Source organism: Streptomyces chromofuscus (assembly GCF_015160875.1).
GTDB classification, from domain to species: Bacteria; Actinomycetota; Actinomycetes; order Streptomycetales; family Streptomycetaceae; genus Streptomyces; species Streptomyces chromofuscus.
Genome location: NZ_CP063374.1, coordinates 3088460 through 3114771, shown reverse-complemented (window position 1 = coordinate 3114771; position 26312 = coordinate 3088460). Strand labels below are relative to the sequence as shown.

The following is a 26312-nucleotide window of genomic DNA, read 5'->3' as shown; positions in this document are numbered from 1 at the left end:
TCCCGACTCGCGCATGTTGCCGAAGGCTAATCGTCGGCACGGACATAGGGTCGGTTGAGGTGTGTCAGGCCACGTGGGCTTCGGGGCGTTCGACGAGGTGGCCGCGTTCGAAGCGGGCTCCGGCGCGGACGAGGGCGACGAGGTGGGGCGCATTCACGGCCCGCCACCGCTGCTGGGCGGACTCGACGAGCTCAAAGACCATGGCCAGGGCGGCGGTGCGGGAGCCGGCGCCGCGGGTGACCTTGGTCCGCAGCCGGACGGTGGAGAAGGTCGACTCAATGGGATTCGTGGTGCGCAGATGGATCCAGTGCTCGGCCGGGAAGTCGTAGAACGCCAGCAGCTGGTCCTGCGCGTCGCTGATCTTTTTGACCGCCTTGGGAAACTTCGGGCCGTAGAGCTGGGTGAACGTCTTGATCGCCGCCTCAGCATGGTCGCGGTCCTCGGCGTTGTAGATGTCCTGCATGGCCTTCTTGGCGCCTGGCTGCGCGGACTTCGGCATGGAGTCGAGGACGTTGGCCGCTTTGTGAACCCAGCACCTGTGTTCACGGGTTTCGGGAACACCTCGGCCAGCGCCTTCCAAAAGCCCAGGGCGCCGTCCCCGACCGCGAGCACCGGGGCGCGCATGCCCCGGCGGGCGCAGTCCCGCAGCAGGTCAGCCCACGACTCGCCCGATTCACGGTAGCCGTCCTTGAGGGCGACCAGTTCCTTGGAGCCGTCGGCACGGACCCCGATGAGCACCAGAACGCAGGCTTTGGCCTCCTCCAGGCGGACGTTGAGGTGGATGCCGTCGGCCCGCACGTAGACGTAGTCGACCTCGGGCAGGTCGCGACCCATGAAGGCGGCGTGGTCGGCCTGCCACTGTGTCGTCAGCCGGGTGACCGTCGCCGCCGAGAGCCCGGCGGAGGAGTCGAGGAACTGCTCCAGGGCGGGTACGAAGTCGCCGGAGGACAAGCCGTGCAGGTAGAGCAGCGGCAGCACCCCGCTGGTCTTCGGCGACTTGTGGCACCACGGCGGCAGGATCGCAGACGAGAACCGCTTGCGCTCGCCCGTGGCCTCATCGACGCGCTGATCGTTCACCCGTGGCGCCTTTACCTCGACCGCGCCGGCCGCGGTGGTGACCTGCCGAGCCTGGTGACAGCCGTAGCGGACCACCAGGCGGCGCCCCTTGTCGTCGCGCTCATCGGCGAACTCGGCCATGTAAGAGTTGACTTCGGCCTCCAGCGCGACGGCCAGCATCCGCCGTGTGCCTTCCCGGACAATCTCATCCAGCAGCGAACTGCCGCTTGGCGTGGCGCCGTCCTCGTTGACTACCGTAAGCACGGGCGTGCCTTCCCGACCGACGCGGCAACGTCGGCCTTGCTCGATGACCTATCGATCGATCCATCGGGAAGGTACGCCCCCTTCCGCCAGGAGTGATCCACAGGATCTGAGCATTGCTCGGCCGGCCGTCCGTCTGCGCTTAGGGCGTGTATCGAAAGTGCGGGTCAGGGCCGTTAGGTTCTCGGTAACCAGGACTAGGACCAGCGCCCGATGGCGCATGGTCACTTGACCTCTAAGCTCGCTGCCACCCATGTCCACAGACATGGCCGCTGGTTCACGCTGGGCCCGCCCCGATCAGGAGGTACAACAATGCCGGCTGACGCCGCAGCTCACATCCGCATAGCTCGGCCCTCACGCGATCTCCGGGCAGCAGAACACTTCTGGGTCTCGGGCCTCGGCCTCGACGTCCTGTACCAGCATGCGGCGGACGGCACCCCAGGCCGGAGCTCACTTCTCATGGTTGGCTGGCCCAATGCCGGCTGGCATCTGGAACTCGTTCACGATCCCGCTGCTCCCTTGGAGCCGCGGCCGACCCCCGAAGACCTACTGGTCGTCTACCTCGGCGAACCAGTGCCCGACTCCCTAGTGGAACAGCTCGAGCGGCACGGCGGGAAGCGAGTGCCAGCTCATAATCCGTATTGGGACACCTGGGGTGTGACTCTCCAGGACCCCGACGGCTATCTGCTGGTGCTGTCCACCCGAGCCTGGTCCAACTCGTAGACTTCACAATCCTGCTGGCCACAGCCACTCGTTGATGGCCGCGACGAGAACAGTCGCCTCGTAACGGACCGCGAGCTTGTCGTACCTCGTCGCCACGGCCTGGTGCCGCTTGAGGCGGTTGATCCGCACTCGACCGCGTGGCGGGCCTTGTAGTCCTCGGGATCGAATTTCGGCGGACGACCGCCGCACGAGCCGCGTTTCTTGGGGTTGCGGGCCTGATCTACCTTGTCCGGGATCGTGCAGCGGATGCCGCGCCGCCACAGGTAAGCGCGGTTCTTACGGGAGGCGTACGCCTTGTCGGCGCGCACCCGCCGCGGCCGGGTGCGCGGCCTACCCGACCCCAGGCGGGGCACCCGGACCCGCCCAGGACGGCCTCGCACTGCGGGGAGTCCCCACGCTGCCCGGCGGTGACCACGATGGACATGGGCTACTGCCCCTGCTCGACCGCCAGATGCAGTTTGGTGGCCAGGCTGCCGCGCGAGCGCCGCAGCCCGTGGTCATCTGGCTCGACGGCGACGCCGCCGGGTGGTTCCTTCTGCAATTCCCCCTTTTCCTCGCGCCGGCGGCGTGCTGGTGGGCCCGGCACACCGTGGAGTCGACGTTGAGGGCCCACGTGATCAGATCCTTGGCGTCGGCCCGGGCCTGGAGCTGGGTGAAGATGCGCTGCCAGATGCCGTTGCGCTGTCACCGGCGGAACAGGTCATACACCCGGCCCCAAGGCCCGTACTGCTCGGGCATGTCCCGCCACGGGATGCCGGTACGGACCCGGAACCGTATGCCGTCGATCAGCTGCCGCCGGGTCCATATCGGCGGCCGGCCGGGCTTCTTGCCCCTCGGCAACAGCGGCTCGAATACCGCCCACTGCTTGTCCGTCAGGTCTCCACGCGCCACGAACCAAGATCGGCGTGGTACTGGGGCGCGGCACCAAGTTGCGTCGGGCGGCGTGATGAGGGCGTCAGCCTCGAAGAAAGGAATAGATCGCCTGAGCAATCGCCGTGCCAAGCGGGATGGGTACTGCATTGCCAATCTGCGTGGCAATCTCTGTCTTCTTTCCGCACCAGCGGAAATCAAGAGGGAACCCCTGGATTCGGGCGGCCTCAAAATGAGTGATCGGGCGGTTCTCCGTCGGGTGAAGGTATCGACCCTTCTCCGGTTTGTAAAATTCGGTCCGAATGGTTACCGATGGCTCGCCCATGCGAAGGCGGCCCATGACGTCTCCGGTGCCGGTTTGGTGATTGTCCCAGCTCTCCGTCGAAAGGTACTCCACCGGAGTTCTTACGCCCGGCGGGTTGGGCTCCAGGAAAAAGTGGATCTTCCCGAACTCGTCCTCCGTGTACCACTTGCCGCGCAAGTGCTTCCGGTTACCCCCTTCTGGAATAGCAAGATACCGAGCCCTTGAAAGAGGCTTTGGGTTGCGGCCGAAGTGCAAGTCGAGCGTTGTGAAGATACCTTCAATTTTGGCGTCTACTTCGGGGATGAAGTCCGTGCCGTCCGGGAGTTCGGTGCCCCGTAGTTCGAGCTGACGCGACTCGCGGAAGATGTCGTCCACGGCCTTCCAGTACGAGATCGTCGTGTCCACGCCGTCCAGAGGCTGGGCGGGGAGTCGGGAGCTGCTCTTCGGTCGGCGGACGTGCGTCCTGGCGGGGTATGCCATCGTGCGCCCGATTTCCATGTCGCTGCGGACGCCGATGACGATGGCCCGCGGGCGCGCCTGGTGGGCTCCGTAGTCTGCGGCGTTGAGGAGGTAACGCTTTGAACGCTCCTCCGCACTGTCGGCCGGCCCATGGCCAGGAGGATCGACAAGAACGTAGTCCTCCAGGCGTCCTCCGGGGCTGACTTCGCTCAACAGGTTCTGGAACTCGTCCGATTTGAGGAAGCGGTCGACGTTCTCAATGACAAATACCTTGGGACGAATGTGGGCAACAATCCGAACGTATTCCTCCCACAGGCGGTTGCGCTCACTGCCCTTCTTCTTGCGGTTCAGTGCAGAGAATCCCTGGCAGGGCGGACCTCCGACCACGACATCCGCGTGGAGAGCTTCCGGGGTGGGGTTCCAGACCTCGATGTCTCCGACGTGGACGTGAGCAGGTGGCACCCGTCGGTCTGGCCGAAGGTCTCCGAAGTTGGCGGCGTAGGTGGCTGCCGCGGCCACGTTGTGTTCCACTGCGGCGATGCTGTGGAACACAGGGCCGTCGTCAACTGCGTTCGCCGGGCGGAACTCGTGGAAGCCCTGGGTGAAGCCCCCGCAGCCGCTGAAGAGGTCTACGACTGTGATGGGTTCTGAGGCAACCGGTCTGGGCGTACGCATGGAGGGATCTTAGCTGCGCAGAGCGGTTGCGATGGCATGTCCCACCGCAGTCGCGAGCGGTGGCGGCATGGCGTGGCCCACCTGACGATACCTCGACGTCTTTCCGCCGGAGAACATCCAGTCATGCGGGAACGCCTGGATCATGGCGGCCTGCTCAACGGTCAGCTTGGGATGGTCGTCGACGGGGAAATCGGTACCGGGCGGCTCGTCACCAAGGCTGTTGCCGTTCACACCCAGCGCGGCCCAAGCCTTCTTGCTGCCAGTGGGGCCAAGGTCTGCGCCTCCTCTTCGATCGGAGCCTCCGACGAGGGCAGGAGCGATGCGATCGGCATTCTTGATCCATCGCTCCGCGCCTGGCCATCCACGGGAGGCCATCGAGGGCCCCAGAACCTGACCCACGGTCGGCGGCCGCAGCTCATTCGGTCGTGGCCAGGAGAAGGCACGGAAATACGGGTTCTGCATGGCCACAAGAAAACCGCTGTTGCGGTTCTGCGGTACCCCGAAGTCCGCGGCATTGAGGACACTCCAGGCGGCACGAAGGCCAGAGCGATGCAACTCGTTCTCGATCCAGGCGCGATCTGCTTCAAAATCCGAGCTCTGGACGAGCTCAGGAACGTTTTCGAAGAGCACTGCTTTGGGCTCGATTTCGCAAGCCAGGCTGATTGCTGCCCGTAGCACTCGGCGCTCCTCGCTGTCCTCGGCACGGGCGATCGTCGCCAGGGATTTCACACGAGGCAAACCACCGCTGAGGAGATCCACCCCCCGCACCTCGGGGCGCATGTTCGGACGAAACTGCACGATGTCCATGCAGATGACGTCCCATGAGGGCCGATTGCGGTCGATGGTGAAGCAGGCATCGGCCTTGCTGTCGATCAACAACAGTGGGTCGAACCCCGCGGCTTCGAGGCCCAGGGCCTGGGCTCCTGCACCGGCGCAGATTTCGACGAACGTGAACCGACGGAGTGCAGCCGACCCGGAATGGCGGTCTTGTGATGGCTCGACGCTGACTGCGTACGAGGAAACGTCGGCCGATGCTTCGCCCTTATCGGCAAAGTGAGTCTGGTGGCTTGGGGTCCCGGCGGCTGGGACCACAGTTGATGCGGGGCCTCCGCGCTGGGCGTCGACGGACTCCTGGGCAACGAAGCGCAACTCTTGGTCCAGAGCGTGCTCCGCAATGCCGTCGAAGAGCACGAAGGGGGCGAGGCGAAGCAACCGCTTCAGAAAGTCGCGCAGGGTTTCGCGTTCGTTCAGGCCTCTCAGGTCGAGGTCCTTCCAGACGCGCAGGATGGCACGCACCAAGTGCGGGCTACCGCCAAGTGCCGCGCGACGGGCGTAGATCTGGTCGAACGCTGCCTCCCCGAGGTTCTTGAGAGCGTGGTACGGCTCCGGCTCGCCGGGGGAGCGAACGAGTTGAGCCCGCCACCACAGTCGACCGAAGACGTGACGCGTCAGGTCTGTGCCGAGGATGCGGTCCCTGGGCGGTTGGGGGTAGCGCCAGTAGGCGACGTCCGGGAGCAGGATCAGGGCGAGAAAGGCCCATACGTCTCGCGACGCAGCCTCCGCCGGCACCATGCCCATCTCGGCGTGCAACAAGGCTGCCAATTGCAGGTCGAACTCCGCATTGCGCGCGCGGTCGGAGTCGTCCGGGAATCCACTCCGCTTGGCGAGGCCGAGTACGCCGTCACGCAATTCTTCGAGGTGATCGGCCGAGACCCGGTCGCCGCCCGTTGCAACGTACACCGACGACTCGTGAGCCAGGGCCACTCGCTGTGAGAGCTCGACGACGCTGAGACTCCCGTACTCGTCGAAATACGGTCTGGCCTGCTCAGGGAGCAAACGAGGGTAGAGTAGGCTCATTACTTAAACCTCGAAAATCTTGACGGCCGCCTGCAGGTCCGATCCGAACAGGGCGGGTGATTGCCTCTGACGGAGCCGGATGTCAGTGATCGACTGTCCGGGGAAGAGTTGGTCGAACAGGCTCAGCAGGGTGGCACCCAACGACCCGTCCGGATAGTCCGATTCTTCGGTGAAGTCCTCATGCTTCAGAGCGTGCTCGACCATGATGCGAGCGGCGTCCGCGTACACAGCAGAGAGCACGATCCGGTCGATCGGACGGGGCCTTGCCGCGTTCTGGAATGCTGCGGTGGTGACCGTGTTCCGCTCGTTCACCAGGAGCAGCAGGGATCCCATTGTCGCGCTTTCGAGGCCACCGCTGATGTGGAGGTGCCATGCCGCGCTGTCCGGGAACGACGTCCTCTCGAAGTCGATCACAGCCATGGGGAACTGGGGAGCGTCGCCCTGGAGGCGCACGGCCTGCCGCTCACTCCACAGCACGGACCCGGCACGTCGCGGCGCGGAGGGACGAGCGTCGGTCCTGCGCTCGGCGAGTAGAAGCGCGGTGTCGAGGAGGAGGAGACCGCCGAGATCGGAGCCGAGTAGACGGATGTCGAACTCGACTGTGCTCGAGCCCCCTTCGGCCAACCTGATGTGCTGGGCAGGGCCACTCAGGTTGGAGCCAGTGGCCGTCCACACGGCCGAGAGCACGAGTGCTGCGTTCATGGGGAGCCCGGAATCCCGTCGGGCTCGATCGAGATCGACACGGACGGATCTGCGCACGTGCAGATCCATTCGGTAGTCCCAGTCGGGTATCGCTTCTGGCAGAGCGACCTCGCCGTCCTCGACGACGAGTCGCCAGGGCTCGGCGGCGACGACATGCTGCGCGGGAACGCGATAAGGAAGAACACGCCGTGTCACGGAGTCCTCACCGCCTCGACCATGATGCTGATCTCAGTCATCGTGTCGGGAGCCGGTTGGACCAACGCCCGCCAGACAGACTCGCCACCCTCGATCACGTATGGATCCTCGGCGTGGAGGCGTCCCGCCTCGTCCTCCCACCCGACGAGTACTGGCATGCTGGCACCGAGGGGCGGGTCCGTCTCGCGCCCACCCGTACCGGGCAGCGTGACGGCAAGGTCGATGTGTACTCGCTGCGGTCCGGGCACAGGCAGCCGGAACTCCTGGACCAGCAAGGAGGCGTCACCCCGGTCGTGGTAGTAGGGCTCGCCGACATATTGCACGCGAGGCCGCCGCCGATGCGTTGTGGAGGCGTCACCGATGAAGGGATCAACTGGCGTCCCGTTGTCTCCCTGGAAAACCCCCGACCCACCGACGGCTGACGTGACGGATCCGCGACCCGCAGGTACGCGACTGCCTCGTGGCGCGCGTTGCGTGCCTTCCTCGGCCTCGTCGGTCTTCGACGGCCGGGTGGCGGTGCTGCCCGGCTTGGAATAGTCGGTCGCTCCGCCAATTCCCCAGGCGCCACCCACGAGTCCTGAGAAAAGCGAACTGGCAGCACCGAGAGCGACGTTGCTGGCACCGGTGCGCGCGCCACCCCCGAGGGACAGCAGACCGTTCAGGGCCTCGTCGATCCGGCGGAACGTGGTGTGCACGTAAGTGCTCTCTGGTCGGTCGAGTGAATGCGGATTCCAGGCATCGTGCGTGGGGGGTTCGGCCTTGGCGTAGACGTCGTCCATCGACTCGTCGGCTCGAAAAACACCCGCGTAACCCTGATTCGCGCTCGGCGGCTTGGGCCCTGGGCGGTACGTGACGACAAGCTCCGCCGGACGCATAAGACATACGTGATGAATCAGATCTTCGATGTCCAACATGCGCTGTGCACGGGTCGGTTCCAGCGCCGGCATGATGCGCTTCACGAGCCCGAGCCGACCCAGGTACTTCCTGGGCTTCAGGCATTCGAGCTCGTGACCGTTCGGGCCCGCCATCGCCTCGTAGGCCGCGACGAACATGTTGAGAGGGCGGGTGGTGCGCGGATCCGGCACGGGATGTTGTACCCCGTCGCAGGCGACGGAGAAGCGCATGGCGGATGGCTTGCCGTCCGTCGAGATCATCTTCGGCCAGAGATGCCACACGATGGTGTCGGCCAGGTAGTCGGCTGCGTCGGTCGGTTCCAGGCCGTCGAGATTCGGATCGATGACAACGACGGTGGTGCCCGTTTCCTCATCGGTGAATGGGCGCAGACCGAGACGCTGGACCACTGTTTCGGCTGCTTGCCCGACCAACGGTTCGACAACGTCGCTCGAGGTGTCGCCCCACCAATGCCTGCCGGTGTAACGACGGGTGCCCTCTGTCTCGGTCGTCACGTAGCTCTTCCAGAGCGTGCAGCCGATGAGGCGCGTCTCCAGGTCGCCCTGCGGAGTGCGGCAGCGTGAGTGCACCAGCACTGTTCCTGGCTTGGACAGCAGGTAGAAGATGCCCTTGCCGAACCCGTAAGTGCCGCCGCCGAGGGCCGTGTCCCGGGGCTCCCCGATATTGCGGACGAACGACACGAAGTCGCGTTCCGGCCCGACGGCGTCGTTGGCGCGCGTCGGCCCGCCGAGTCCTCGCGTCCCGCGATCGGAGACGGCCAAGACGCGGACAGGGCCTCGCCTGAGCGTGTCCTGCAGGGGGAAGTTGTCGGTGCCGGCGGGCGCACCTGCCTGGAGGAGGGTGCGCCAAGCCGCAACGTGTGCGGGACCCACCGTCCACATGTCGATCCGAAAGTCGACGGGTTGGTTTGAGAGCGGAAGGCGGGCGTCCCAGCTGTTCTGGGCGGACTCCCGGACCAAAATGGTGAGTAGGTCAAGCTCGGGACGGCCGAGTTGGTTACGGATGCCCTCGGCGGCGCTTGCGCCCTCGGGGGGATAGGGCTGCGAGTACCAGCGTGGTTCGGTCACGCGGACTCCTCAACGATGCGATCGATCACGTGGGACACCTCGTCGGGTGTCATGGCGACGGGGGCGTCACCGGAGAGGTCGATGGTGTATTCGACGTCCATGACCGACACGGGCGACCGCCCAGCCGCAAGGAGTGCACTACCCGTCAGTCTGGGGAAGGCCGTACCTACCTCGTACCACTTCTCTTCTCCGACGGTGAAACGTACGTCTCGATAGCGGTCCGCTTCGAAGGGGCGATAGCCGGCCTCGGCGAGGAGGCCGATCAGGGCGCCTTCGTCGTCGCACTTCTGAAGCGTCCGTTTGACCAGCTCCAGGAAGCCGATGCCCGACCCCGATACTGTGACGCGGTGCAGCCCGAACCAAACCAGACAGAGGCTGCCGTCCGCTGGAACTTCGAGCTGATCCAGTCCATGTATGCGAGGCTTTCGCCCACTTACATCCGTGCCGGCCTTCACCTCGAATGCCGCGTTCCCGGTCGAGAAGTCGTGACGATGTCCTTTCGGGCCGAGCCAGAGTCGATGAGCGCTGGGGTCCCGGTCCAGAAGCTGACCGAGAACCAGCAACTCAGCGAAGAGACCGGCGAGTTGCTCGGGCCCCAAGGTGGGCCCTTGCGTCTGAAAGAGGGCCTTCCAGCGATCGAGGACGTGGTAGAGAGCTTTGACCGGGTTCTCGGGAGCCCGGTCGACAGCGGTCAGCACGTCCACGCACACCCCTGTGAACAGATCGTTCAGATCTCCGCGCAGGCAGGCGAGGTCGGCGTACACCTGGTAGGTGTCCTCGTCCTCCAACGGTCGTTTGCGCAATTGCAGGACGGGACCGTCGAGGCCGGAACGTATTTTTCGGTGTGTGTTTATGGGAACCAGCAGGTGGCGGTGTCCCTCGTGGTCGACAGCCGCAGTCAAGGGGCCCTGGTCCGTCATGACCGGCAGGTGCGACACACGCAGGCGATTGTCGCCGGTGGTCGGCCGGGCTCCGAGCGCCGACCAGTGTTCCTCGACGAGTGTGCGGAGTGATTCGCCGCTCACGAGTCCTCACCTTCGAGAAGGCTGCTGAGGTCTTCGTCCTCAATACGGACACCCGACAGATCGGCGGAGATGTACTTCTCCACCGTGCTGTCGCCGTGGCGGGGCTCGGGGAAGACGAGGCCGACACCAATGACGTGCTCCTGCGCGTTGAGGGGAGCACGAAGATTCTTCCCCGGGCCGGGCGCGGATGTCTTGTCGATCGGGTACAGCAGCAGGAGCCCCGTGTCCGGGAGCTGAGCGCTGCGGGCGTCCTTGAGTGCCCTCTCATTCACCTTTGTCGTGATGCCGCTGAGGTCGACGGCGGCGTCCCGGGGGCCCAGCAGCGACTTGATGTCGGCGAAATCGGGGTCGGGGTTGGTCACGGCGAGGCGCGAACGCGTGACCCGCCCTACTGTCACGCTCGGAGCGAAGGTGAAGGGCTCTCCCTCGGGATTACCGATGATGGCGACGTTCCACCGGCGTAGCGAGTCCGCTGCCGAAACCCGCTTCTGGATGTAGGCACTGATCAGGTCGGGGTCGTTCTCCGGCGACTTCTCGTGGAACTTGTAGGAGGCCAGGAAGTTGGTTACCACGTCGTAGGGAACATCACGGAAGATGAAGCGGCCTTCCTGGGAGCGGTCCTCCACTCTGACGGCGTTCGCGGCCGCCGCGGCAACAAGCTCCTGCGAGGCAACGATGTTCCCTCGGAGCCATTCTGCGTTCGTGTGGAAGTAGTGAGTCTGGACTCCCCTGCCGCCGTACGACGAGGAGGCGGTGACTGCCGATCGCATCTTGGCGGCTGCGGTGACGCGAAGAGCGGGGTGGGTGCGCAGCCGGACGGCAAAGGTGAGCGGTGTCTCGGCTTCGGTCATGTAGATGTCGATGTCGCGACGCATCTCGGTCTCGACCGTGGCCAGGTGGCGGAACCATTCGGCCAGTTCGTCGGTCATCCAGATCCTGGGAAGGTCCGCGTAGCCGTTCCGGAAGCCGAACCAACGGCCCATCTGCAACAGCGTGTCGTAGGCCGAGACGGCGCGAACGAAGTAACTGACCGCCAGGCCTTCGAGGGTCAAGCCTCGGGAAAGGGTGTTGCCGCCTACTGCGATCGCGACGACCGGGCCGTTCTCGTAGTCGAGTCGGTCCTCGCTGCTGGAGTTGTCCATAATGACACGGCAGTTGCGCAGTACGCCGGGCAACTCGGCCAACAGCGAGTCGAAGGGTACTTTCGTCTCACAGAAATCCTCGGCGCGAACACGTGCCGTCTCCTCGTCCCACAGAGTCCGCAGACGTCTGAGAACAGTCTTCTCGGCAAGCGACTTGGCCGTCGTCTCCCGCAGGTGTTCCAGAGGTCGTTTGAAGCTGTTGTGCACAGAGGTGTTGACGCTGGTGTGAATCAACATCGTGCTGTGCGGGTTGCCCGAGCCGCGAACGCGACGAGCGGCCGTGACCAGCCAGAAGTACTCGATTGCTTTGCGCAGGGTTTCGGTGATGACCGGCTCGAAGCCGTCGACATCGGCCTTCGTCTCGGGGCGCACGCAGGGTATGTCGTCGACCGGGACTGAGCGGATCATGTCGTGGCCGTCATCGACGTCGTCCTCGTTCTCGCCGTCCAGCGCATAGCGTCCGAACAGAACCTCGGTGCCGAAGTGACCCCGCGGCTTTGGCAGGTTGACGATGAAGTCGCGCGGGTAGAGGTCCTCGGCGCTCGGATCGATCAGCAGGTTGGCGAACGGAGATGCCGTGTACCCCACGTATGCGGAGCGCGGAAGGCTGCTCATGATGCTGAGGATCAGTGGATTGATGGACTTCGTGGCCACCGTGGCCTGGTCGGCCTCGTCGTCGATGATCAGCGCGGGACAGTCCTTCAGGTAGTCCGAAGCCTTGTCCAGCCAACGGGCGAGCTTGCGCAGGACGGTGGCGTTCTTCTTCACCACACACAAGACGTGCGTCTTGTTGCTCTTGCCGAAGTAGGAAGCGGGGTTCTCCTGCGGAGTGAAATCCTTCTCAAGCCCGGTCAGTTGGGACCACATCGAGGGATTGGGCTCCACGAGCTGTTGGACGAGTCGGGCCTGGGTCTGGCGCCGCAGTCCGTTGTGGATGCCGGCCAGAACGATGAAGAGCTTGTATCCACGGTCGGCGGCCTTGGCCATGACCGACGTGAAGTTGGTCGTCTTTCCCGACTGCACGTACCCGACGACGAGGCCCCGAGTGGAGAATGCCCTCTCCTTGGGGTGGTTCAACAACGAGACGACTCGGGTCGAGGAGTCGTCGAGGTCCCGAATGGCGGGCTCCTCCGGCCAACCGTCCTTTCGGAGCAGCTTCACGATCGCGGGCCAGCACTTGTCCTTTACCTGCGGGCCCGTGTACCAGGTGTCCCGGTTGCCCATGACGACCGCGTGCGGTTCTTCGAGCTCCTTGATGCGGATCATCTGCTGCTCGTGCCGCTCACGGATTCGCTCGACGACGTCTTGCTCAACGCCCAGTATCTCCAGCCGCTTCACGGCCTCCGAGGGAGGGAACGTCTCCACGAGCGCCTGGAACGTCTCGTACATCGCGTCGAAATCGTCGGTCATGAGGTCGACCGCCCCCGCTCTCTTTCGTTCCGCCGACTGGTCCGCAGGGTCCTCGGTCGGATGAACCGGCTCATGCGTCACCGACATTGAGACCCAGACCCAGGGCCTGCGTTCACAAGTCCCACACATTATTGGGTGGGGCTGTCATCGATAAGTCAATCAACGCCACAACTGCGCGCGAGAGCAGGATTTTTGCCCCGCCCGCAGGGAAACTGCTGTGATATCCGGTGAAAGTGGACACAACGTCAAGGTCTCGGAGTTGCTTCCGGGCTCGGCGTCAGTGCTTGTTGGTGGCCGCCCGCTTCGCCGCCACGGTGGCGGTGACTTGGCGGGTGATGTCCTCAACCGATTCGTGTTCCCAGAAGCGCAGTACGGTCCACCCTTCCGAGGTCAGGTGCTTAGTGGTCTCGATGTCCCGCGCCATGTTCTTGTCGAGCTTCACTCGCCACCACTCCGAGTTGGCTTTTGGATGCGTTGCGTGTTGGGGGCAGCCGTGCCAGAAGCAGCCGTCAAGGAAGATCGCGATCTTGGCCTTGGGGAAGACGATGTCGATGGTGCGGCGGGGCATGCCGGGCACTGGCACATTCACGCGGTAACGCAGACCCGATGCGTGCAGCAGCCGTCGGACCGCCACCTCGGGGGCCGTGTCGCGGGAAAGCTGGCGGCTCATGCGGGCGGAGACTGCGGGTGAGGACGGGACGGCGTCTGGCACGTGAGCATTCTGCCGGCGTCGCCCCGGTGGCGGGGAGGTGATGCACTCTTCGAAAGAGGCCGCCCTGGCAAGATGGCACGGGCGATTGACTTGATCGCGTTCGTAAGTGCTGTGGGGGCCGCCCGCTTCTTGGCCAGTGTCGTGCTTCCGCGGTCCGCGTCAAGGGCGCTCCGCTGACGCTCCGCGTCGGCTTCGCCGATGGCCCTGCGGGCCACCCTGGACCCGGACCGCTCCAGCACGGCGAAGAAGCGAGCGAGCGGCCCGGGAAAGCGGGCCCAGAGGTCGGTGGGCGCTATGCCTCGTTGCTCAGTGGCCTGCGGGGCGGGGACGCGTCAGCATCTCGGAGGCACGCCAGGTGGGCTCAGCGGCTATCGACCGGTGGGCGGGGTAATGAGGACCGTGGTAGGTGGAGGGCGGCCTCAAGACTCCACCCCATGACACTCGCCGTACGAGTTCCCCGTCCCGCACCAGCACGCACCAGCCCGCTCCGGTGGCCATGCCACCGCTCGGCCTCGGGCCGCCAGGGTCGTCGCGTACTGAGGGAGGAGTGTTGTGTCGTCCGGGGTCGTGCCCTCCGATGCCGCGAAGGCCTCGTAAGAGGGGACCGTGCCCGTGACGACTCCCAGGTTGGGTGTGCCGGAGGCGGACAGTTCGCGCAGGGAGGCCTCTATCGTCGACAGGTGCTCCTCGTGCGAGGGGTACTCCGAGGTCAGGGACGGGTACGCCGTCAGCAACTCCGTCAGCTCGCCCTCCGGCCAGTGCAGTATCGCCACCGGGAACGGGCGGGAGAGGGCCTCCCTGTAGGCGCCCAGCTCGGCTCGAAGGCGGGAGATCTCCGCCTCCAGCTCCGCCGGGTTGTTCGAGCCCAGGGACCACACGCGCTTCGGGTCGTGGAGTTCGTCCAGGGAGACCGGCATGGAGTGCAGGGTGTCGGCCAGGGCGTCCCAGTCGTCGTGGGGGAGGCCCAGCATGCGCCGTACGCGGTGGCGGCCGAAGAAGAGGGGGTGAGCGGACCGTGGGGGTTTCGGCGCGTCCCCGGACAGGAGACGGGTGGCCTCCGTGAAGATCTCCTGCGCCGTCTCCAACTCGTCGTGGGCCTCCAGGGCCTCGGCCACGATCACCCAGGGGGCCGGGTCGCGCGGGGACGCCGTGCGGATGCCGTCGATGATCGCCCGGGCCTCCGCCTCGTGGCCGTACTCCCAGAGGTTCGAGGCCTTCAGGGCGCGGATCAGGTGCGGGTGCTCCAGGTCGTCCCCGGAGGAGAGCAGGCGGTCGTAGAGCGCGGTGGCGGCGGGGCGGTCGCCGGACAGTTCCAGGTGGGCCGCGGCCCGCAGCAGCAGGGCCTCGGTGTCCTCGGGGTACAGGCCGGCGGTTCGCTCCAGGCGGGCCGCCTCGGCGGTGTGGTCGACGTTCTCGGCAGGCGTGTCGGGGCGCATGGGGGACACCGTACTGCCGCGTGGTGACAAAGGAAGGTGAGACAGGCGCCGGGCCGCCTCCCGACAGGGCCGCCCGCCCCCACAGGGCCGCCCCGCCTCCCGACAGGGCCGCCCGCCGCCACAGGGGGACGCGTCGCCTCCCGACAGGGCTGCCCCGCCTCCCACAGGGCCGCCCCGCCTCCCGACAGGGTCGCCCGCCGTCCGACAGGACCGCCCCGCCCGGCTGCGGCACAGTGAGGGTATGGACACGGACGCGTTGGATCTGCTGGCCCGCGGGCGTGTGGCGACCCGGCTGCCCGCTCAGGATCTGGAGCGCGCCCGGCGCTTCTACTCCGAGAAGCTCGGGCTGGAGCCCCTCGACGAGCGGCCCGGTGGGCTGCTGTACCGGTGTGGTGGCGTGGAATTCGCCCTGTTCGAGTCGGAGGGGGCTTCGCCCGGAACGTTCACGCAGATGGGGTGGCAGGTCGATGACATCGACAGGGTGGTGGCCGCGCTCAGGGAGCGCGGGGTCGAGTTCGAGGTCGTCGACCTGCCGGGGCTGCGGACGGGGGACGACGGGATCGCCGACGTCGAGGGGAACTATCCGAGCAAGGGGGCGCGGGGCGAGCGTGCCGCCTGGTTCCGTGACAGTGAGGGCAACATGATCGGGATCGGGGAGCCTGTCCCGGCTTAGCCGGCCGTTCCCCCTTGAGGAAGTGCTCGAGCAGCCTGGTCGCGGCCCTCAGGCGCGCGGGGTGGCGGGCGACGCCGACGCGGCCGGCTGCTCGAACGGGGATGCGACTGCATCCGTCGTCCGTTACGCCGCGGTAGGGCATGTGAGGGCTTGCTCCCAGCCCTCGGCCGCTCTCGGCGTCTGCTCCAAAAGCACCACCGTCGAGGGCGGCTCAGCCCTGCGCGCGTCGCACGGCCCTCAGTGATCATGGGTTCAGCAGTGCGGGAAAACGCCGTCCGCCGGCATCTCCGTCCCGGCGGACGGCGAGCGGCTGCCCGGCCTCGGCGCCGTCGCCCGGGTCATGCCGTTCCTGTCCTTCGTCACGCTGGTCACCGTGGCGGTGGTGCCGCTCGCGGCCGCCCTGTACGTGGTGATCGGTACGACGTGGAGCGCGGTGGAGCGGGCGGTGCCCCACCGCTGACCACCTGGAGCTACGGTCCAGTACGTGAACGGGGTGTTGCGGACTGGACCGTCACCTTGGACGATCGATCAGTCCTCCGACGGCCGCACACGTCGGCGGGCGCCCCGCGATCGAGGGAGATGGTGACCATGAAGCTGCTGCGAGTCGGTACGGCCGGGGCGGAGCGGCCCGCGCTGCTCGACGGCGAGGGCGTGCTGCGGGACCTGTCCGGTCTCGTGCCGGACATCGACGGCGGGCTGCTCGCCGACGACGCCGCGCTCGACCGGATCCGTGCGGCCGCCGGCACCGGGGAGCTGCCGGTGCTGGAGGGGGCGGGGCTGCGGATCGGACCGCCGCTGGGGCGGATCGGCAAGATCGTGTGCATCGGGCTGAACTACCACGACCACGCCCGGGAGACCGGGGCCGAGCCGCCCGCCGAGCCGGTGGTGTTCTTCAAGGCCCCGGACACGGTGGTCGGGCCGGACGACACCGTCCTCGTGCCGCGGGGCTCGCGCAAGACCGACTGGGAGGTGGAGCTCGCGGTCGTCATCGGGCGTACGGCCCGCTACCTGGAGTCGGCGCGGGACGGGCTCGCGCACGTCGCCGGGTACGCGGTGGCGCACGACGTGTCCGAGCGGGAGTTCCAGATCGAGCGCGGGGGAACCTGGGACAAGGGCAAGAACTGCGAGACGTTCAATCCGCTGGGCCCGTGGCTGGTGACCGCGGACGAGGTGCCGGATCCGCAGCGGCTGTCACTGCGGCTGTGGGTCAACGGGGAGCTGAAGCAGGACGGGACGACCGCCGAGCAGATCTTCTCCGTGGGCGAGGTCGTGCGGTACGTGAGCCACTTCATGACCCTGTACCCGGGGGACGTGATCAACACCGGCACGCCCGCGGGCGTCGCGATGGGGCACCCGGAGCCCAAGCCGTATCTGCGGGCGGGTGATGTGGTGGAGCTGGAGATCGAGGGGCTGGGCCGGCAGCGCCAGGAGTTCAAGGACGCCTGACGGGTCGGGGACCGCTCCGTGCGCCGCCGTCGGTCACGCACGCACAGGCCCCCGGGCCGGGCCTCCGGGCGGCTGGTGGCGGTCCGGAGTGGCAGCCCGGCGAGGGGGCGGGGCGACCCCTCGCCGAGTGGGAGCCCGGCGAGGGGGCGGGGGTGACCCTCGGCTCAGGTGGTCACCGCGCACTGACCGCGGTCCGCGGACTTCGGCCCCTCCGAGGTGGGACGGACGTCGAAGTCGAAGATCGAGGTCGGCAGGTACAGGGAGCAGCAGGCGTTCGGGATGTCGACGATCCCGCTGATGCGTCCCTCGATGGGGGCCGCGCCGAGGAGCAGATAGGCCTGCTCTCCGGTGTAGCCGAACCTCTTCAGGTACTCGACGGCGTTGAGGCAGGCGCGGCGATAGGCGACCGTCGCGTCCAGGTAGTAGTTGGTGTCGGTGTCGTGGTCGACGGAGATCCCGATGAAGGACATGAACTCCGAGTACCGCGGCTCGACGTTGCCCGGCATGAAGACCGGGTTGGTCGTGACACCGTACTTCTCCATGCCGCCCTTGATCAGATCGACGTGGAAGTCGATGAAGCCGCCCATCTCGATGGCGCCGCAGAAGGTGATCTCACCGTCTCCCTGGCTGAAGTGCAGATCACCGCCCGACAGCTTGGCGTCCTTGACGTGGACGGGGTAGAAGACGCGCGAGCCACGAGTGAAGTTCTTGATGTCGTGGTTGCCGCCGTTCTCCCGCGCGGGAACGGTGCGGGCCCCTTCCTGGCAGATGCGGTCGGCGTCCGATCCGCTCGCCTGCCCGGCCAGCGCCTGATCGGGGTCGGGCGTGAGTCCCAGGGGCGGGATGCGGTCCGGGTCGGTGTCGATCAGGGCCTGCTCGCGCCTGTTCCACCGTTCCAGCAGCTCCGCGGACGGCGCGGTGCCGAAGAGGCCGGGGTGGGTGATGCCGGTGAAGCGGACACCGGGAAGGTGCCTGGTGGTCGCCACCTGCCCGTGGAACTCCCAGATCGCCTTGTAGGCGTCCGGGAAGTAGTCCGTCAGGAAGCCGCCACCGTTGGCCTTGGCGAAAACGCCGGTGTAACCCCAGCCTTCGCCCGGTGCGTCGCCGACCTTCTGCGGGACCGGCCCGAGGTCGAGGATGTCGACGACGAGCAGGTCGCCCGGCTCGGCGCCTTCGACGCCTATCGGCCCACTGAGCATGTGCGCGCGCTTCAGGTCGACATCGCGAACGTCGTTGGCGGAGTCGTTGTTGAGGATCTGCGCGTCGGTCCACTCCCGGCATTCGACGCGGAACTCGTCCCCCGGGCGCACCATCGCGACGTTCGGGATATCCGGATGCCACCTGTTGTGTCCGGGGACATCCTGGTCGCGCATCGACTTTGACTGGTCGACGCTGAAGATTACTTCTGGCATGTGAATCCCTCATGTTCTTTTGTCTGGGGTGGCGGTCACGAGACGGCGGCGAGGCGAGGGCCTAGCCGTGGCTGCCGGCCGCATAGGCGTCGTACTCCTGCGCGGGCCTGCCTGGCCGCCTGTGGCGCAGTGCGAACCACAGCCCGCCGAAGGTCACCACGGCGAACGCGCCCAGAGCGATCGCGATCTCGTAGAAGTTCTCCGCGACCCAGTAACCGGACAGCAGCAGGAATGCCGGAATGACACCGGTCACCCAGCCCTGGATGGCGGTCACCCAGCCCACATAGGGCGTCAGCGCCTCCATCTTCAGACCCAGGAGCAGGAAGAAGAGGAACCACAGGAACGCCCAGTAGAGCCAGATGGCTCCGAAGGGCTGATCGCCGAACTGCCGGAAACTGACGAAGGAATAGCCGAGCGCCACGATGGACACGAACAGCGAGTAGTAGCCCACGCCCGTCGTGTCGAGGCCCATCAGCAGCCCGATTCCTACATACAGGTAGGTGAAACCGAAGAGGAAGATGCCGGATGCCAGCAGAATGCGCTGGGGGTCCTGGTTCGCGGCGATGATGAGATAGGTGGGAGTGAGGACCTGAAGTCCGCCCACGAACAGGTTGAAGATGGCGGCCGACCGGCTGTCCACCTTCCCCAGCAGCATCAGTCCGTTCAGGAACAGCACCGCGCCCACGAAGAGAAGCCCGACATTGGCCAAGGGACACACCTCCCGATAACTCGCCCTCGACGAAGGGCGCTACCGGCCGGTCCGCGACTTCCCGGTCAGGGCCGGGGAAGCCGGGCGTGGGCCGGATGGGTCGGCCTCGGCGCCGCCTCCTTGGGAGGCACCCGCGTGACCACCGCGGGGTTTTCCCGAGACTCTTCCTCCCGCTCGCGCAGACGCGCGACCGCGGGCGACGTGAAGGCAGTTCCAGGGGAGGTGTACACGCGCCGAGCCCTGCGCGAGCACCGCGGGCAGAATTCCTCGGCCGAAGTGGTGCCGATGGGTCGCCGCACGTCGAAAGAACCGCAGCGATTGCAGGAATACTCGTACGTCGCCATAAATCTTCGCCGCCCGTTTCCAGCCGTTGGCCAAGGGCGCGGATCCGACCGATCCGGACACACCTTGGAAAGCTGCCTCACATTCCAGGCAACTCCTCCTACGACGGCGTGTCAAGGCGAGTTGGGAGTGCCCTGGGAGCCGCCGCGCGCCGCCGTTCGGGCCTTGGCCGCGCGGTGGTTCGGGCGGTGAAAAACGTCGGGCGCGGCCACAGCGACCGCGCTCGACGTCGTACGTACGACCGGGGCCGGGCCGGCGTCAGGTGCCGGACCGGCCCCGGTTGGTCAGGGTGCGCCCGCGATGGCGCAGGCGCGGCACGGGGGCCGGCCGCAGGTGCACTGGAGGATGGCGTCCAGCACGTCGCGGTCGTGGTAGAGGCACTCGTCCCGGCAGGTGTGGCGGGGGATGAAGCCCGCCTGGAGCTCGTCCGGCCAGGGCTCCTCGCCCTCCCGGCAGCGCGCGAACCGCTCCGGGTCCGTGGAGTGCAGCTGCTGCATGCTCTCCCGGGCCTGGCCCTCGAGGTCGCGCGTTTCGGCGACCATCGCCTTCAGCTGGTCGGCGAGACCGGAGAACCGGGCGTCGCCGGTCCTCACATGGGCGGCGCTCAGCGCCATGACGGCGTTGCCGAGGAATCGTCGGGCGTCCTGCAGATTGGTGACGTGGTGCAGTTGGATGCCGGTCACACCCCGCACCCACACGGCGTCTTCGCTCACTTGTCCACCTTCCGGGGCGGGCGGCCGTCCGCGAGGTCACTCCCCTGGCAGGCTCGCATTGCTCATTTCCCGCATTGCTCTTTTAGGGAAACTAAATCTGCGATGGGCACGAGTCCAGCCATTCCCTCGTGAAATGTCTCACAAGGTGATCATTTAGTGCTTTTCGATCACGCCAGGAGATCGGCGAGGCGGCGCCACGCCGCGCGCGGCAGGGCGTCGCTCGGGCCTCCGTCCACCACCTGCAGCGCGACGTGGTCCGCGCCCGCCGCGTGGAAGGCCGTCACGCGCTCCCGCACGCGGCTGTCGTCGCCCCAGGCGAAGACCGCGTCGATCAGGCGGTCGCTGCCGCCGTCCGCCAGATCCGACTCGGTGAAGCCGTGGCGGAGGAAGTTGTCCGTGTAGTTCGGCAGTGAGAGGTACATCGCCAGGTAGTCCCGGGCCACCCCGCGGGCCCGCTCCGGGTTCCGTTCCAGGACGACCTTCAGCTCGGGCGCGAGGAGCGGGGCGTCGCCCAGGATGTCGCGGGCGTACGCCGTGTGTTCCGGTGTGGTCAGGTACGGGATCGCGCCGGCCGCCCGGTCCCGGGCCAGCTCCAGCGTCTTCGGGCCCAGCGCCGCCAGCACCCGGCGTTCGGACGGCACGCCGGCGGCGTCGAGTGCGTCGAGGTAGCCGACGAGGGCCGAGTACGGGCGCCGGTACTGCTCGGCGAGCTTGGCGTGGCTCACGCCGAGGCCCAGCACGAACCGGCCGGGATGGGCCGCCTCCAGCTCGGCGCGAGCCGCGGCGGCGACGGCGGGCTCGTGCTGCCAGATGCTCTGGATGCTGGTGCCGACGGTGATGCCCTGGGTGGCCCTGATGAGGGGGGCGGCGTTCGCGGCGGAGCTGTTGCCGCCCAGCCAGAGCCCGCCGAAGCCCAGTTCCTCCAGCTCGACGGCCGACTCGTCGACCTCGGCGCGGCGGCCGGGGTCCTCCGAACGCAGGCCCACGCTCCAGATGCCGTACCGTCCCAGCCGCTCCTTCAGCGAGGCTGCGGGGTTGTCCATGGGTGCGATCCCTCCGGTTGCCGTGACGGCTGCTCCTCGGTGGCAACCGGAGGGTCGCGCGCCTTAATCCCCGGCCCCCGGGCCGGGATCAGGTCGTCCGGTGACTCAGAGCTGCTCGCCCAGGACGTGCTCCAGCGCCTCCACCACGAGGCGGTGGTCCTGGAGCTGCGGCAGGCCGGAGACCGTCACCGCGCCGACGACTCCGACGCCCTCCACGGTGATCGGGAAGGAGCCGCCGTGAGCGGCGTAGGTGTCGGGGTCCAGCCGGGAGGACTCCTCGAAGGTCGTGCCCTTGGCCCGGAAGCGGGCGCCGACCAGGTACGACGCGGAGCCGTAGCGCTCCACCACCCGGCGCTTGCGGGCGATCCAGGCGTCGTTGTCGGGCGTGGAACCGGGCAGGGCGGCGTGGAAGAGCTGCTGGCCGGCGCGGTGGATGTCGATGGCGACCGGGGCCTGGCGTTCCCGGGCCAGCTCCACCAGCAGCGAGCCGAGCGCCCAGGCGTCGTCGTGGGTGAACCGGCGGAACACCAGGCGGCGTTCCTGGGCCTCCAGCTCCTCGACGGAGGGCGTCAGTTCGGGGGCGATCTTCGGGGTCGTCGCGCTCTTGCGGCTGTTGGTCACAGGGTCACCGCCACTCCGTCTCGGGCCGAACGGCGGGCCGCTTCCAGGACGTCGAGGGCGGCGGCCGCCTCCAGGGCGGTCACCGGGTTGGGGGCGCCGTCGCGCAGGGCCGCGGCGATCGCGGCGTAGTACGCGGGGTAGTCGCCGGGCAGGGTGCGCAGCGGGCGGCCGCCGTCGGTCAGCGGGGACTCTCCGGAGCCGACGCGGCCCCACAGCGACTCGGGCTCGGTGCCCCAGTCGGCGGACGCGGAGGGGCGCTGCCCGTCCCGCAGGGCCGCTTCCTGCGGGTCCAGGCCGTACTTGACGTAGCCCGCCCGCGAGCCCAGCACCCGGAACCGCGGGCCGAGCTGGGCGGTCGTCGCGGAGACGTAGAGGTGGGAGCGGACGCCGCTCGCGTGGGTGAGGGCGATGAAGGTGTCGTCGTCCGTCTCGGCGCCCGCGCGGCGGAGGTCGGCCTCGGCGTAGACCGAGGTGGCCGGGCCGAAGAGGACCAGGGCCTGGTCGACGACGTGGCTGCCGAGGTCGTAGAGCAGACCTCCGATCTCCGCCGGGTCGCCGGACTCCCGCCAGCCGCCCTTCGGCTGCGGCCGCCACCGCTCGAAGCGGGACTCGAAGCGCCATACGTCGCCCAGCTCGCCCTCGGCGAGGAGGTGGCGCAGCGTCAGGAAGTCGTTGTCCCAGCGGCGGTTCTGGAAGACGGAGAGGAGCACGCCGCGCTCGTCGGCGAGGGCGGCCAGCTCCCGGGCCTCGGCGGCGGTGCCGGCGAGGGGCTTGTCGACGACCACCGGCAGGCCGGACTTGAGGGCGGTGGTGGCGAGGGGGACGTGCGTCCGGTTCGGGGACGCGACGACGATCAGGTCCAGGTCGTCGGCCCGCTCGAACAGCTCGTCCGGGGTGGCGGCGACCCGCACGCCCGGGTACTCGGCGCGGGCCTGCTCCTGCCGCTCGGGGTGCGAGGTGACCACCGTGTCCAGGGCCAGGCCCTCGGTGGTGGCGATCAGCGGGGCGTGGAAGACGGAGCCCGCCAGGCCGTAGCCGACGAGGCCGACGCGGAGGGGCGAGCCAGGGGGTGTGCCAGTCATGCGTCCACTTTCGCAACGCTGTTGCCAAAGTGCAAGCGGCGGAGACAATGGGAGCGTGAACAGGACGGACATGACCACCGGAGCGGGCGTGCGGCACGGCGCTCAGCAGGGCGTGCGGCAGGGAGCGAACCTGCCGGCGCTGCGCAGCCACAACGCCGCGCTGGTCCTCGAACTCCTGCGCAGGGCCGGGACGGAGGGCGTCAGCCGGCTGGAGCTCGCCGAGCGGACCGGGCTGACCCCGCAGGCCGTCAGCAAGATCACCGGGCGGCTGCGGGACGAAGGGCTGGTGACGGAGGCCGGGCGGCTGGTGTCCACCGGGGGCAAGCCGCGCACGGTGCTGCGGCTCGTGCCGCAGGCCGGGCACGCGGTGGGCGTGCATCTGGACCGGGACGAGCTGCGGGTGGTGCTCGTCGACCTGGCGGGCGTGGTGGCGGAGGAGCGGTGCGCGGCGACGGACCTCGGGGCGGGGGCCGAGGCCGTGGTGGGGCAGGTGGCCGCCCTCGTCGCGGACGTGCTCGGCGGTAACGCGGGGGCCGGCGTCCGCACGCTGCTCGGCGCCGGGGTCGCGCTGCCCGGGCCGCTCGACCACGTCCGCGGGGTGCTGCACCGAGTCACCGGGTTTCCCGAGTGGGACGGTTTTCCGCTGCGCGACGTGCTGGAGCGGCGGCTGGAACTGCCCGTGGTGGTCGACAAGGACACGAACGCCGCCGCGCTGCGGCTGGCCGTGGGGGGCGGGACCGGATCCTTCGCGTACCTGCACTTCGCGGCGGGGCTCGGCTGCGGGCTGGTGATCGGGGGCGCGGTGCATCGCGGGACCCGGACGGGGGCGGGGGAGTTCGGGCACCAGGTCGTGCAGCTGGACGGACCGGTGTGCGAGTGCGGGAACCGGGGGTGCGTCGAGGCGCTGTGTCTCGACGCGGTCACGCGCGGGGACGTGGCGGAGGCGGCGCGGGTGCTGGGGGTCGGGGCGGGCAACCTGGTCGCGCTGCTCGACGTCGACCACGTGCTGCTCGGCGGGCGGACCGTCGCGGACGAGCCGGAGCGGTTCCTGCGAGGGGTCGCCGGGGTTCTCGAGGAACGCGCCCGGCGCACGGGGGAGGACGCGGTGCCGGTGCGGATCGCGGGCGGCGGACGACGCGCGGTCGCCGAGGGCGCCGCACAACTGCTGCTGGCACCCCTGTTCGGACGGGCCGTGGCGTGAGGGCGGGGCGGGTCCGCCGGTCGCGGTGGGTCGTCGTCTCCGGAGTGCTGGGCGTGCCGTCCGCGTGTGCGGGCGGGCCGTCGGGTGATGTGGGGCGTGTTTCGCGGGTTCTGTGAGTCCGCGTGTCCGGTGGGCCGGGGCTCGGTCGGGGGCTCGGTGGGGCGGGCTGAGGGGTGGGGGCGGGGCGTGTTTCGCCGGTCCGGCGGGTCGGCTGTGCCTCTGCCGGAGCGGGCGGGCCGTGGGGTGGGGGTGGGCCGCCTTCGCCCGTTCCCGGTGACCGCTGTCTCCGGTGGGCCGGAGCCGAGTCATCTGCCCGATCGGGCGGACCTGTTGGGCCGTACGGAGCGGCGTCCTGGCGCGGTGGGCCTCGCCCGGCGCGGAATGGGTCCATGCGACTGTGCACGCCCGTCACCCTCAGCCTCGCCGCGGCCGCCCTCCTCGGCGGAGCCGCATCTCCGGTGCACGCGGCCCCCGGGTCCGACTGCACCGCCTCCGACAACCGGCAGTTCCCGATCACCACCCGCATCCCCGGCGGCCCCGGCTCCTACGACGCCGGCGGCGGGTACGGGACCTGGACCATCGAGCTCACCAACACCACCCAGAGCCTGTGCACCGACATCCACCCGGTCGTGGTGCTCGTCGACGGCAAGCGGGCGCTGAAGCCGTCACAGCCCCGGATGGAGTTCTACGAGGGGGCACGGCCACGGCCGGTGCGGTTCGAGCGGACCGACCAGGACGAGTTGGTCGGTGCCTTCGGCGACGGGTTCGCGGGCTTCACCGTGCCGCCCGGGCAGACGCTGACCGTGCGGGTGCGGCTGGCGATGACCTCCGACGCCGTACCGAACGACGTCACCGCCAACGCGGCCGTCGTGCAGCGGCGGGACGACGACGGCGACTGGGTCGGGCAGTCGAACGACTACCGCTTCCGGGTGCGCGCCGAGCCCAAGGGCGCCGCCGAGCCGGACGGCGACCCCTCCGCCACCTCCACCGCCGCCGCCCCCGACGGCCACCTCTCCTTCGCCGACGAACTCGCCCGCACCGGCCTCACCACCCCGCGCGGCGCCCTCGCCGCCGCCTCCTTCCTGCTCGTCGTCGCCGGCGGAGTCCTGCTGCTGGCCCGCAGACGCCGTTAGGCCCTGGCCGACCCGCCCCGACCGCCCCGCGACGCCATGTGCGCGTCGCTCGGTTGCCCGCACGTGCGAACTGCACCGCCGACGCCCCGTCGCACACCTGAACCGCCCCCAGGTCCCCGCTGCTGCCACCACGGTCCGTGTCCGTTTCCGTCGCACGGCGGGCGACAACCGGTACTGGGTGATCGACGGGGTCAGGATCAGCCAGTCCTGACTACGCTGGGGGCGTCGGTACGCCGTGGTTCCGGCGCCCCCAGCTCATCTCGCACGTACGCCTGGAGTGATCGACGCACATGGCAGACCGCAGGCCCATCGACTCATGGCTCACCGACATGGACGGAGTGCTGATCCACGAGGGCGTACCGATCCCCGGTGCCGACGCCTTCATCAAGAAGCTGCGCGAGTCCGGCAAGCCCTTCCTCGTCCTCACCAACAACTCCATCTACACCCCGCGCGACCTGCACGCCCGGCTCCGCCGGATGGGCCTGGACGTGCCGATCGACAACATCTGGACGTCCGCGCTGGCCACGGCGAAGTTCCTGGACGACCAGCGGCCGGGCGGCTCGGCCTATGTGATCGGCGAGGCCGGCCTGACCACCGCGCTGCACGACATCGGGTACATCCTCACCGACCACGAGCCGGACTACGTCGTCCTCGGCGAGACGCGGACGTACTCCTTCGAAGCCATGACCAAGGCCGTACGGCTCATCCTCGGCGGCGCCCGCTTCATCTGCACCAACCCGGACGAGACCGGCCCCTCCACCGAGGGCCCGCTGCCCGCGACCGGCGCCGTGGCGGCGCTGATCACCCAGGCGACCGGCCGCAAGCCGTACTTCGCGGGCAAGCCGAACCCGCTGATGATGCGGACCGGTCTGAACGCCATCGGAGCCCACTCCGAGACCAGCGCCATGATCGGCGACCGGATGGACACCGACGTGCTGGCGGGCATGGAGGCCGGCATGCAGACCTTCCTGGTCCTGACCGGGCTGACCCGTCCCGAGCAGGTCGAGGACTTTCCGTACCGCCCGTCGAAGATCGTCGACTCGATCGCGGACCTGGTGGACCGCGTCTAACCGGACCGGGGCCGGCGGACGTAAACCGCTTTGCGGTCGTACTGGGGCGAAACCCACCCGT

At 68.2% G+C, this 26312-nt stretch carries 21 protein-coding genes and 2 pseudogenes; 6 read left to right on the top strand and 17 right to left on the bottom strand.

The features are described from left to right. Window positions 1–64 precede the first annotated feature (64 nt). Window positions 65–1236: pseudogene (locus IPT68_RS13945) on the bottom strand (IS256 family transposase). 393 nt (window positions 1237–1629) lie between these two features. Between IPT68_RS13945 and IPT68_RS34035 the strand changes: the two are divergent. Then, window positions 1630–2040 (top strand): VOC family protein, encoded by a 411-nt coding sequence (locus IPT68_RS34035; protein ID WP_228040436.1) that lies wholly within the window; start codon window positions 1630–1632, stop codon window positions 2038–2040. 3 nt (window positions 2041–2043) lie between these two features. Here IPT68_RS34035 and IPT68_RS13940 read toward each other — a convergent pair. The 9 genes and pseudogenes from IPT68_RS13940 to IPT68_RS13900 all read right to left on the bottom strand — a co-directional run bounded on the left by IPT68_RS13940 (window position 2044) and on the right by IPT68_RS13900 (window position 14806). Further along, window positions 2044–2931: pseudogene (locus IPT68_RS13940) on the bottom strand (IS5 family transposase). A 64-nt stretch (window positions 2932–2995) separates the two neighbouring features. Then, entirely contained in the window at window positions 2996–4348 is a 1353-nt protein-coding gene (locus tag IPT68_RS13935) for a DNA cytosine methyltransferase (protein WP_189699084.1), read from the bottom strand. Window positions 4349–4357: 9 nt separating this feature from the next. Further along, complete coding sequence (locus IPT68_RS34810) at window positions 4358–6184, bottom strand: DNA cytosine methyltransferase (RefSeq protein ID WP_322734599.1); 1827 nt, start codon at window positions 6182–6184, stop codon at window positions 4358–4360. A 24-nt stretch (window positions 6185–6208) separates the two neighbouring features. Next, window positions 6209–7102, bottom strand: coding sequence for a hypothetical protein (locus IPT68_RS34020; protein WP_228040434.1), 894 nt, complete (start codon window positions 7100–7102; stop codon window positions 6209–6211). Further along, on the bottom strand, window positions 7099–9081 hold the full coding sequence (locus IPT68_RS13920; protein WP_189699083.1) for a hypothetical protein: 1983 nt from the start codon (window positions 9079–9081) through the stop codon (window positions 7099–7101). The genes IPT68_RS34020 and IPT68_RS13920 overlap by 4 nt, the downstream gene beginning before the upstream one ends. Then, window positions 9078–10106, bottom strand: a complete 1029-nt coding sequence (locus tag IPT68_RS13915) for a PD-(D/E)XK motif protein (RefSeq protein ID WP_189699082.1) — start codon at window positions 10104–10106, stop codon at window positions 9078–9080. Before IPT68_RS13915 ends, IPT68_RS13920 begins: the two co-directional genes overlap by 4 nt. After that, window positions 10103–12658 carry a Z1 domain-containing protein gene (locus IPT68_RS13910; protein WP_189699081.1) on the bottom strand — a complete coding sequence of 852 codons (2556 nt, stop codon included), beginning with the start codon at window positions 12656–12658 and terminating at the stop codon, window positions 10103–10105. The genes IPT68_RS13915 and IPT68_RS13910 overlap by 4 nt, the downstream gene beginning before the upstream one ends. Before the next feature lie 277 nt (window positions 12659–12935). Further along, window positions 12936–13328 (bottom strand): very short patch repair endonuclease, encoded by a 393-nt coding sequence (locus IPT68_RS13905; RefSeq protein WP_189699080.1) that lies wholly within the window; start codon window positions 13326–13328, stop codon window positions 12936–12938. A gap of 461 nt (window positions 13329–13789) precedes the next feature. Beyond that, window positions 13790–14806, bottom strand: a complete 1017-nt coding sequence (locus IPT68_RS13900) for a hypothetical protein (protein WP_189699079.1) — start codon at window positions 14804–14806, stop codon at window positions 13790–13792. A gap of 241 nt (window positions 14807–15047) precedes the next feature. Here IPT68_RS13900 and IPT68_RS13895 point away from each other — a divergent pair, with 241 nt between their 5' ends. Both IPT68_RS13895 and IPT68_RS13890 read left to right on the top strand, forming a co-directional pair. Further along, window positions 15048–15479, top strand: coding sequence for a VOC family protein (locus IPT68_RS13895; RefSeq protein ID WP_189699078.1), 432 nt, complete (start codon window positions 15048–15050; stop codon window positions 15477–15479). 588 nt (window positions 15480–16067) lie between these two features. Beyond that, window positions 16068–16925: a fumarylacetoacetate hydrolase family protein gene (locus tag IPT68_RS13890; protein ID WP_189699077.1), complete on the top strand. Its 858-nt coding sequence runs from the start codon at window positions 16068–16070 to the stop codon at window positions 16923–16925. 164 nt (window positions 16926–17089) lie between these two features. On the opposite strand, the gene fmdA is transcribed toward IPT68_RS13890, so the two are convergent. The 7 genes from fmdA to IPT68_RS13855 all read right to left on the bottom strand — a co-directional run bounded on the left by fmdA (window position 17090) and on the right by IPT68_RS13855 (window position 22847). Then, a complete protein-coding gene (gene fmdA / locus IPT68_RS13885; RefSeq protein WP_189699076.1) occupies window positions 17090–18337 on the bottom strand; it encodes a formamidase in 1248 nt (415 codons plus the stop codon). Window positions 18338–18398: 61 nt separating this feature from the next. Next, a complete protein-coding gene (locus IPT68_RS13880) occupies window positions 18399–19046 on the bottom strand; it encodes an AmiS/UreI family transporter (RefSeq protein ID WP_189699075.1) in 648 nt (215 codons plus the stop codon). A gap of 65 nt (window positions 19047–19111) precedes the next feature. After that, on the bottom strand, window positions 19112–19390 hold the full coding sequence (locus IPT68_RS34985; protein ID WP_189699074.1) for an FmdB family zinc ribbon protein: 279 nt from the start codon (window positions 19388–19390) through the stop codon (window positions 19112–19114). Between the two features lie 282 nt (window positions 19391–19672). Then, window positions 19673–20101 (bottom strand): hypothetical protein, encoded by a 429-nt coding sequence (locus IPT68_RS13870; protein WP_189699073.1) that lies wholly within the window; start codon window positions 20099–20101, stop codon window positions 19673–19675. 167 nt (window positions 20102–20268) lie between these two features. Next, window positions 20269–21144 (bottom strand): LLM class F420-dependent oxidoreductase, encoded by an 876-nt coding sequence (locus IPT68_RS13865; RefSeq protein ID WP_189699072.1) that lies wholly within the window; start codon window positions 21142–21144, stop codon window positions 20269–20271. 105 nt (window positions 21145–21249) lie between these two features. Continuing rightward, complete coding sequence (locus IPT68_RS13860; protein WP_189699071.1) at window positions 21250–21765, bottom strand: heme-degrading domain-containing protein; 516 nt, start codon at window positions 21763–21765, stop codon at window positions 21250–21252. Further along, window positions 21762–22847 (bottom strand): Gfo/Idh/MocA family protein, encoded by a 1086-nt coding sequence (locus IPT68_RS13855; RefSeq protein WP_189699070.1) that lies wholly within the window; start codon window positions 22845–22847, stop codon window positions 21762–21764. Before IPT68_RS13855 ends, IPT68_RS13860 begins: the two co-directional genes overlap by 4 nt. 70 nt (window positions 22848–22917) lie before the next feature. Between IPT68_RS13855 and IPT68_RS13850 the strand changes: the two genes are divergently transcribed. The 3 genes from IPT68_RS13850 to IPT68_RS13840 all read left to right on the top strand — a co-directional run bounded on the left by IPT68_RS13850 (window position 22918) and on the right by IPT68_RS13840 (window position 26251). Continuing rightward, complete coding sequence (locus IPT68_RS13850) at window positions 22918–24048, top strand: ROK family transcriptional regulator (protein ID WP_229818428.1); 1131 nt, start codon at window positions 22918–22920, stop codon at window positions 24046–24048. A gap of 389 nt (window positions 24049–24437) precedes the next feature. After that, on the top strand, window positions 24438–25181 hold the full coding sequence (locus tag IPT68_RS13845) for a hypothetical protein (protein ID WP_189699068.1): 744 nt from the start codon (window positions 24438–24440) through the stop codon (window positions 25179–25181). 290 nt (window positions 25182–25471) lie between these two features. Beyond that, window positions 25472–26251, top strand: coding sequence for an HAD-IIA family hydrolase (locus IPT68_RS13840; protein ID WP_189699067.1), 780 nt, complete (start codon window positions 25472–25474; stop codon window positions 26249–26251). The last annotated feature ends 61 nt before the right edge of the window (window positions 26252–26312 follow it).

What these genes read in the sequence shown, in the direction of transcription:
- IPT68_RS13840 (WP_189699067.1), top strand. Translation starts at nt 25,472, where the DNA reads ATGGCAGACCGCAGGCCCATCGACTCATGGCTCACCGACATGGACGGA.
- IPT68_RS34035 (WP_228040436.1), top strand. Translation starts at nt 1,630, where the DNA reads ATGCCGGCTGACGCCGCAGCTCACATCCGCATAGCTCGGCCCTCACGC.
- fmdA (WP_189699076.1), bottom strand. Translation starts at nt 18,337, where the DNA reads ATGCCAGAAGTAATCTTCAGCGTCGACCAGTCAAAGTCGATGCGCGAC.
- IPT68_RS13935 (WP_189699084.1), bottom strand. Translation starts at nt 4,348, where the DNA reads ATGCGTACGCCCAGACCGGTTGCCTCAGAACCCATCACAGTCGTAGAC.
- IPT68_RS13845 (WP_189699068.1), top strand. Translation starts at nt 24,438, where the DNA reads ATGCGACTGTGCACGCCCGTCACCCTCAGCCTCGCCGCGGCCGCCCTC.
- IPT68_RS13910 (WP_189699081.1), bottom strand. Translation starts at nt 12,658, where the DNA reads ATGACCGACGATTTCGACGCGATGTACGAGACGTTCCAGGCGCTCGTG.
- IPT68_RS13850 (WP_229818428.1), top strand. Translation starts at nt 22,918, where the DNA reads ATGACCACCGGAGCGGGCGTGCGGCACGGCGCTCAGCAGGGCGTGCGG.
- IPT68_RS13890 (WP_189699077.1), top strand. Translation starts at nt 16,068, where the DNA reads ATGAAGCTGCTGCGAGTCGGTACGGCCGGGGCGGAGCGGCCCGCGCTG.
- IPT68_RS13895 (WP_189699078.1), top strand. Translation starts at nt 15,048, where the DNA reads ATGGACACGGACGCGTTGGATCTGCTGGCCCGCGGGCGTGTGGCGACC.
- IPT68_RS13855 (WP_189699070.1), bottom strand. Translation starts at nt 22,847, where the DNA reads ATGACTGGCACACCCCCTGGCTCGCCCCTCCGCGTCGGCCTCGTCGGC.
- IPT68_RS13905 (WP_189699080.1), bottom strand. Translation starts at nt 13,328, where the DNA reads ATGAGCCGCCAGCTTTCCCGCGACACGGCCCCCGAGGTGGCGGTCCGA.
- IPT68_RS34985 (WP_189699074.1), bottom strand. Translation starts at nt 19,390, where the DNA reads ATGGCGACGTACGAGTATTCCTGCAATCGCTGCGGTTCTTTCGACGTG.
- IPT68_RS13865 (WP_189699072.1), bottom strand. Translation starts at nt 21,144, where the DNA reads ATGGACAACCCCGCAGCCTCGCTGAAGGAGCGGCTGGGACGGTACGGC.
- IPT68_RS13900 (WP_189699079.1), bottom strand. Translation starts at nt 14,806, where the DNA reads ATGCGCCCCGACACGCCTGCCGAGAACGTCGACCACACCGCCGAGGCG.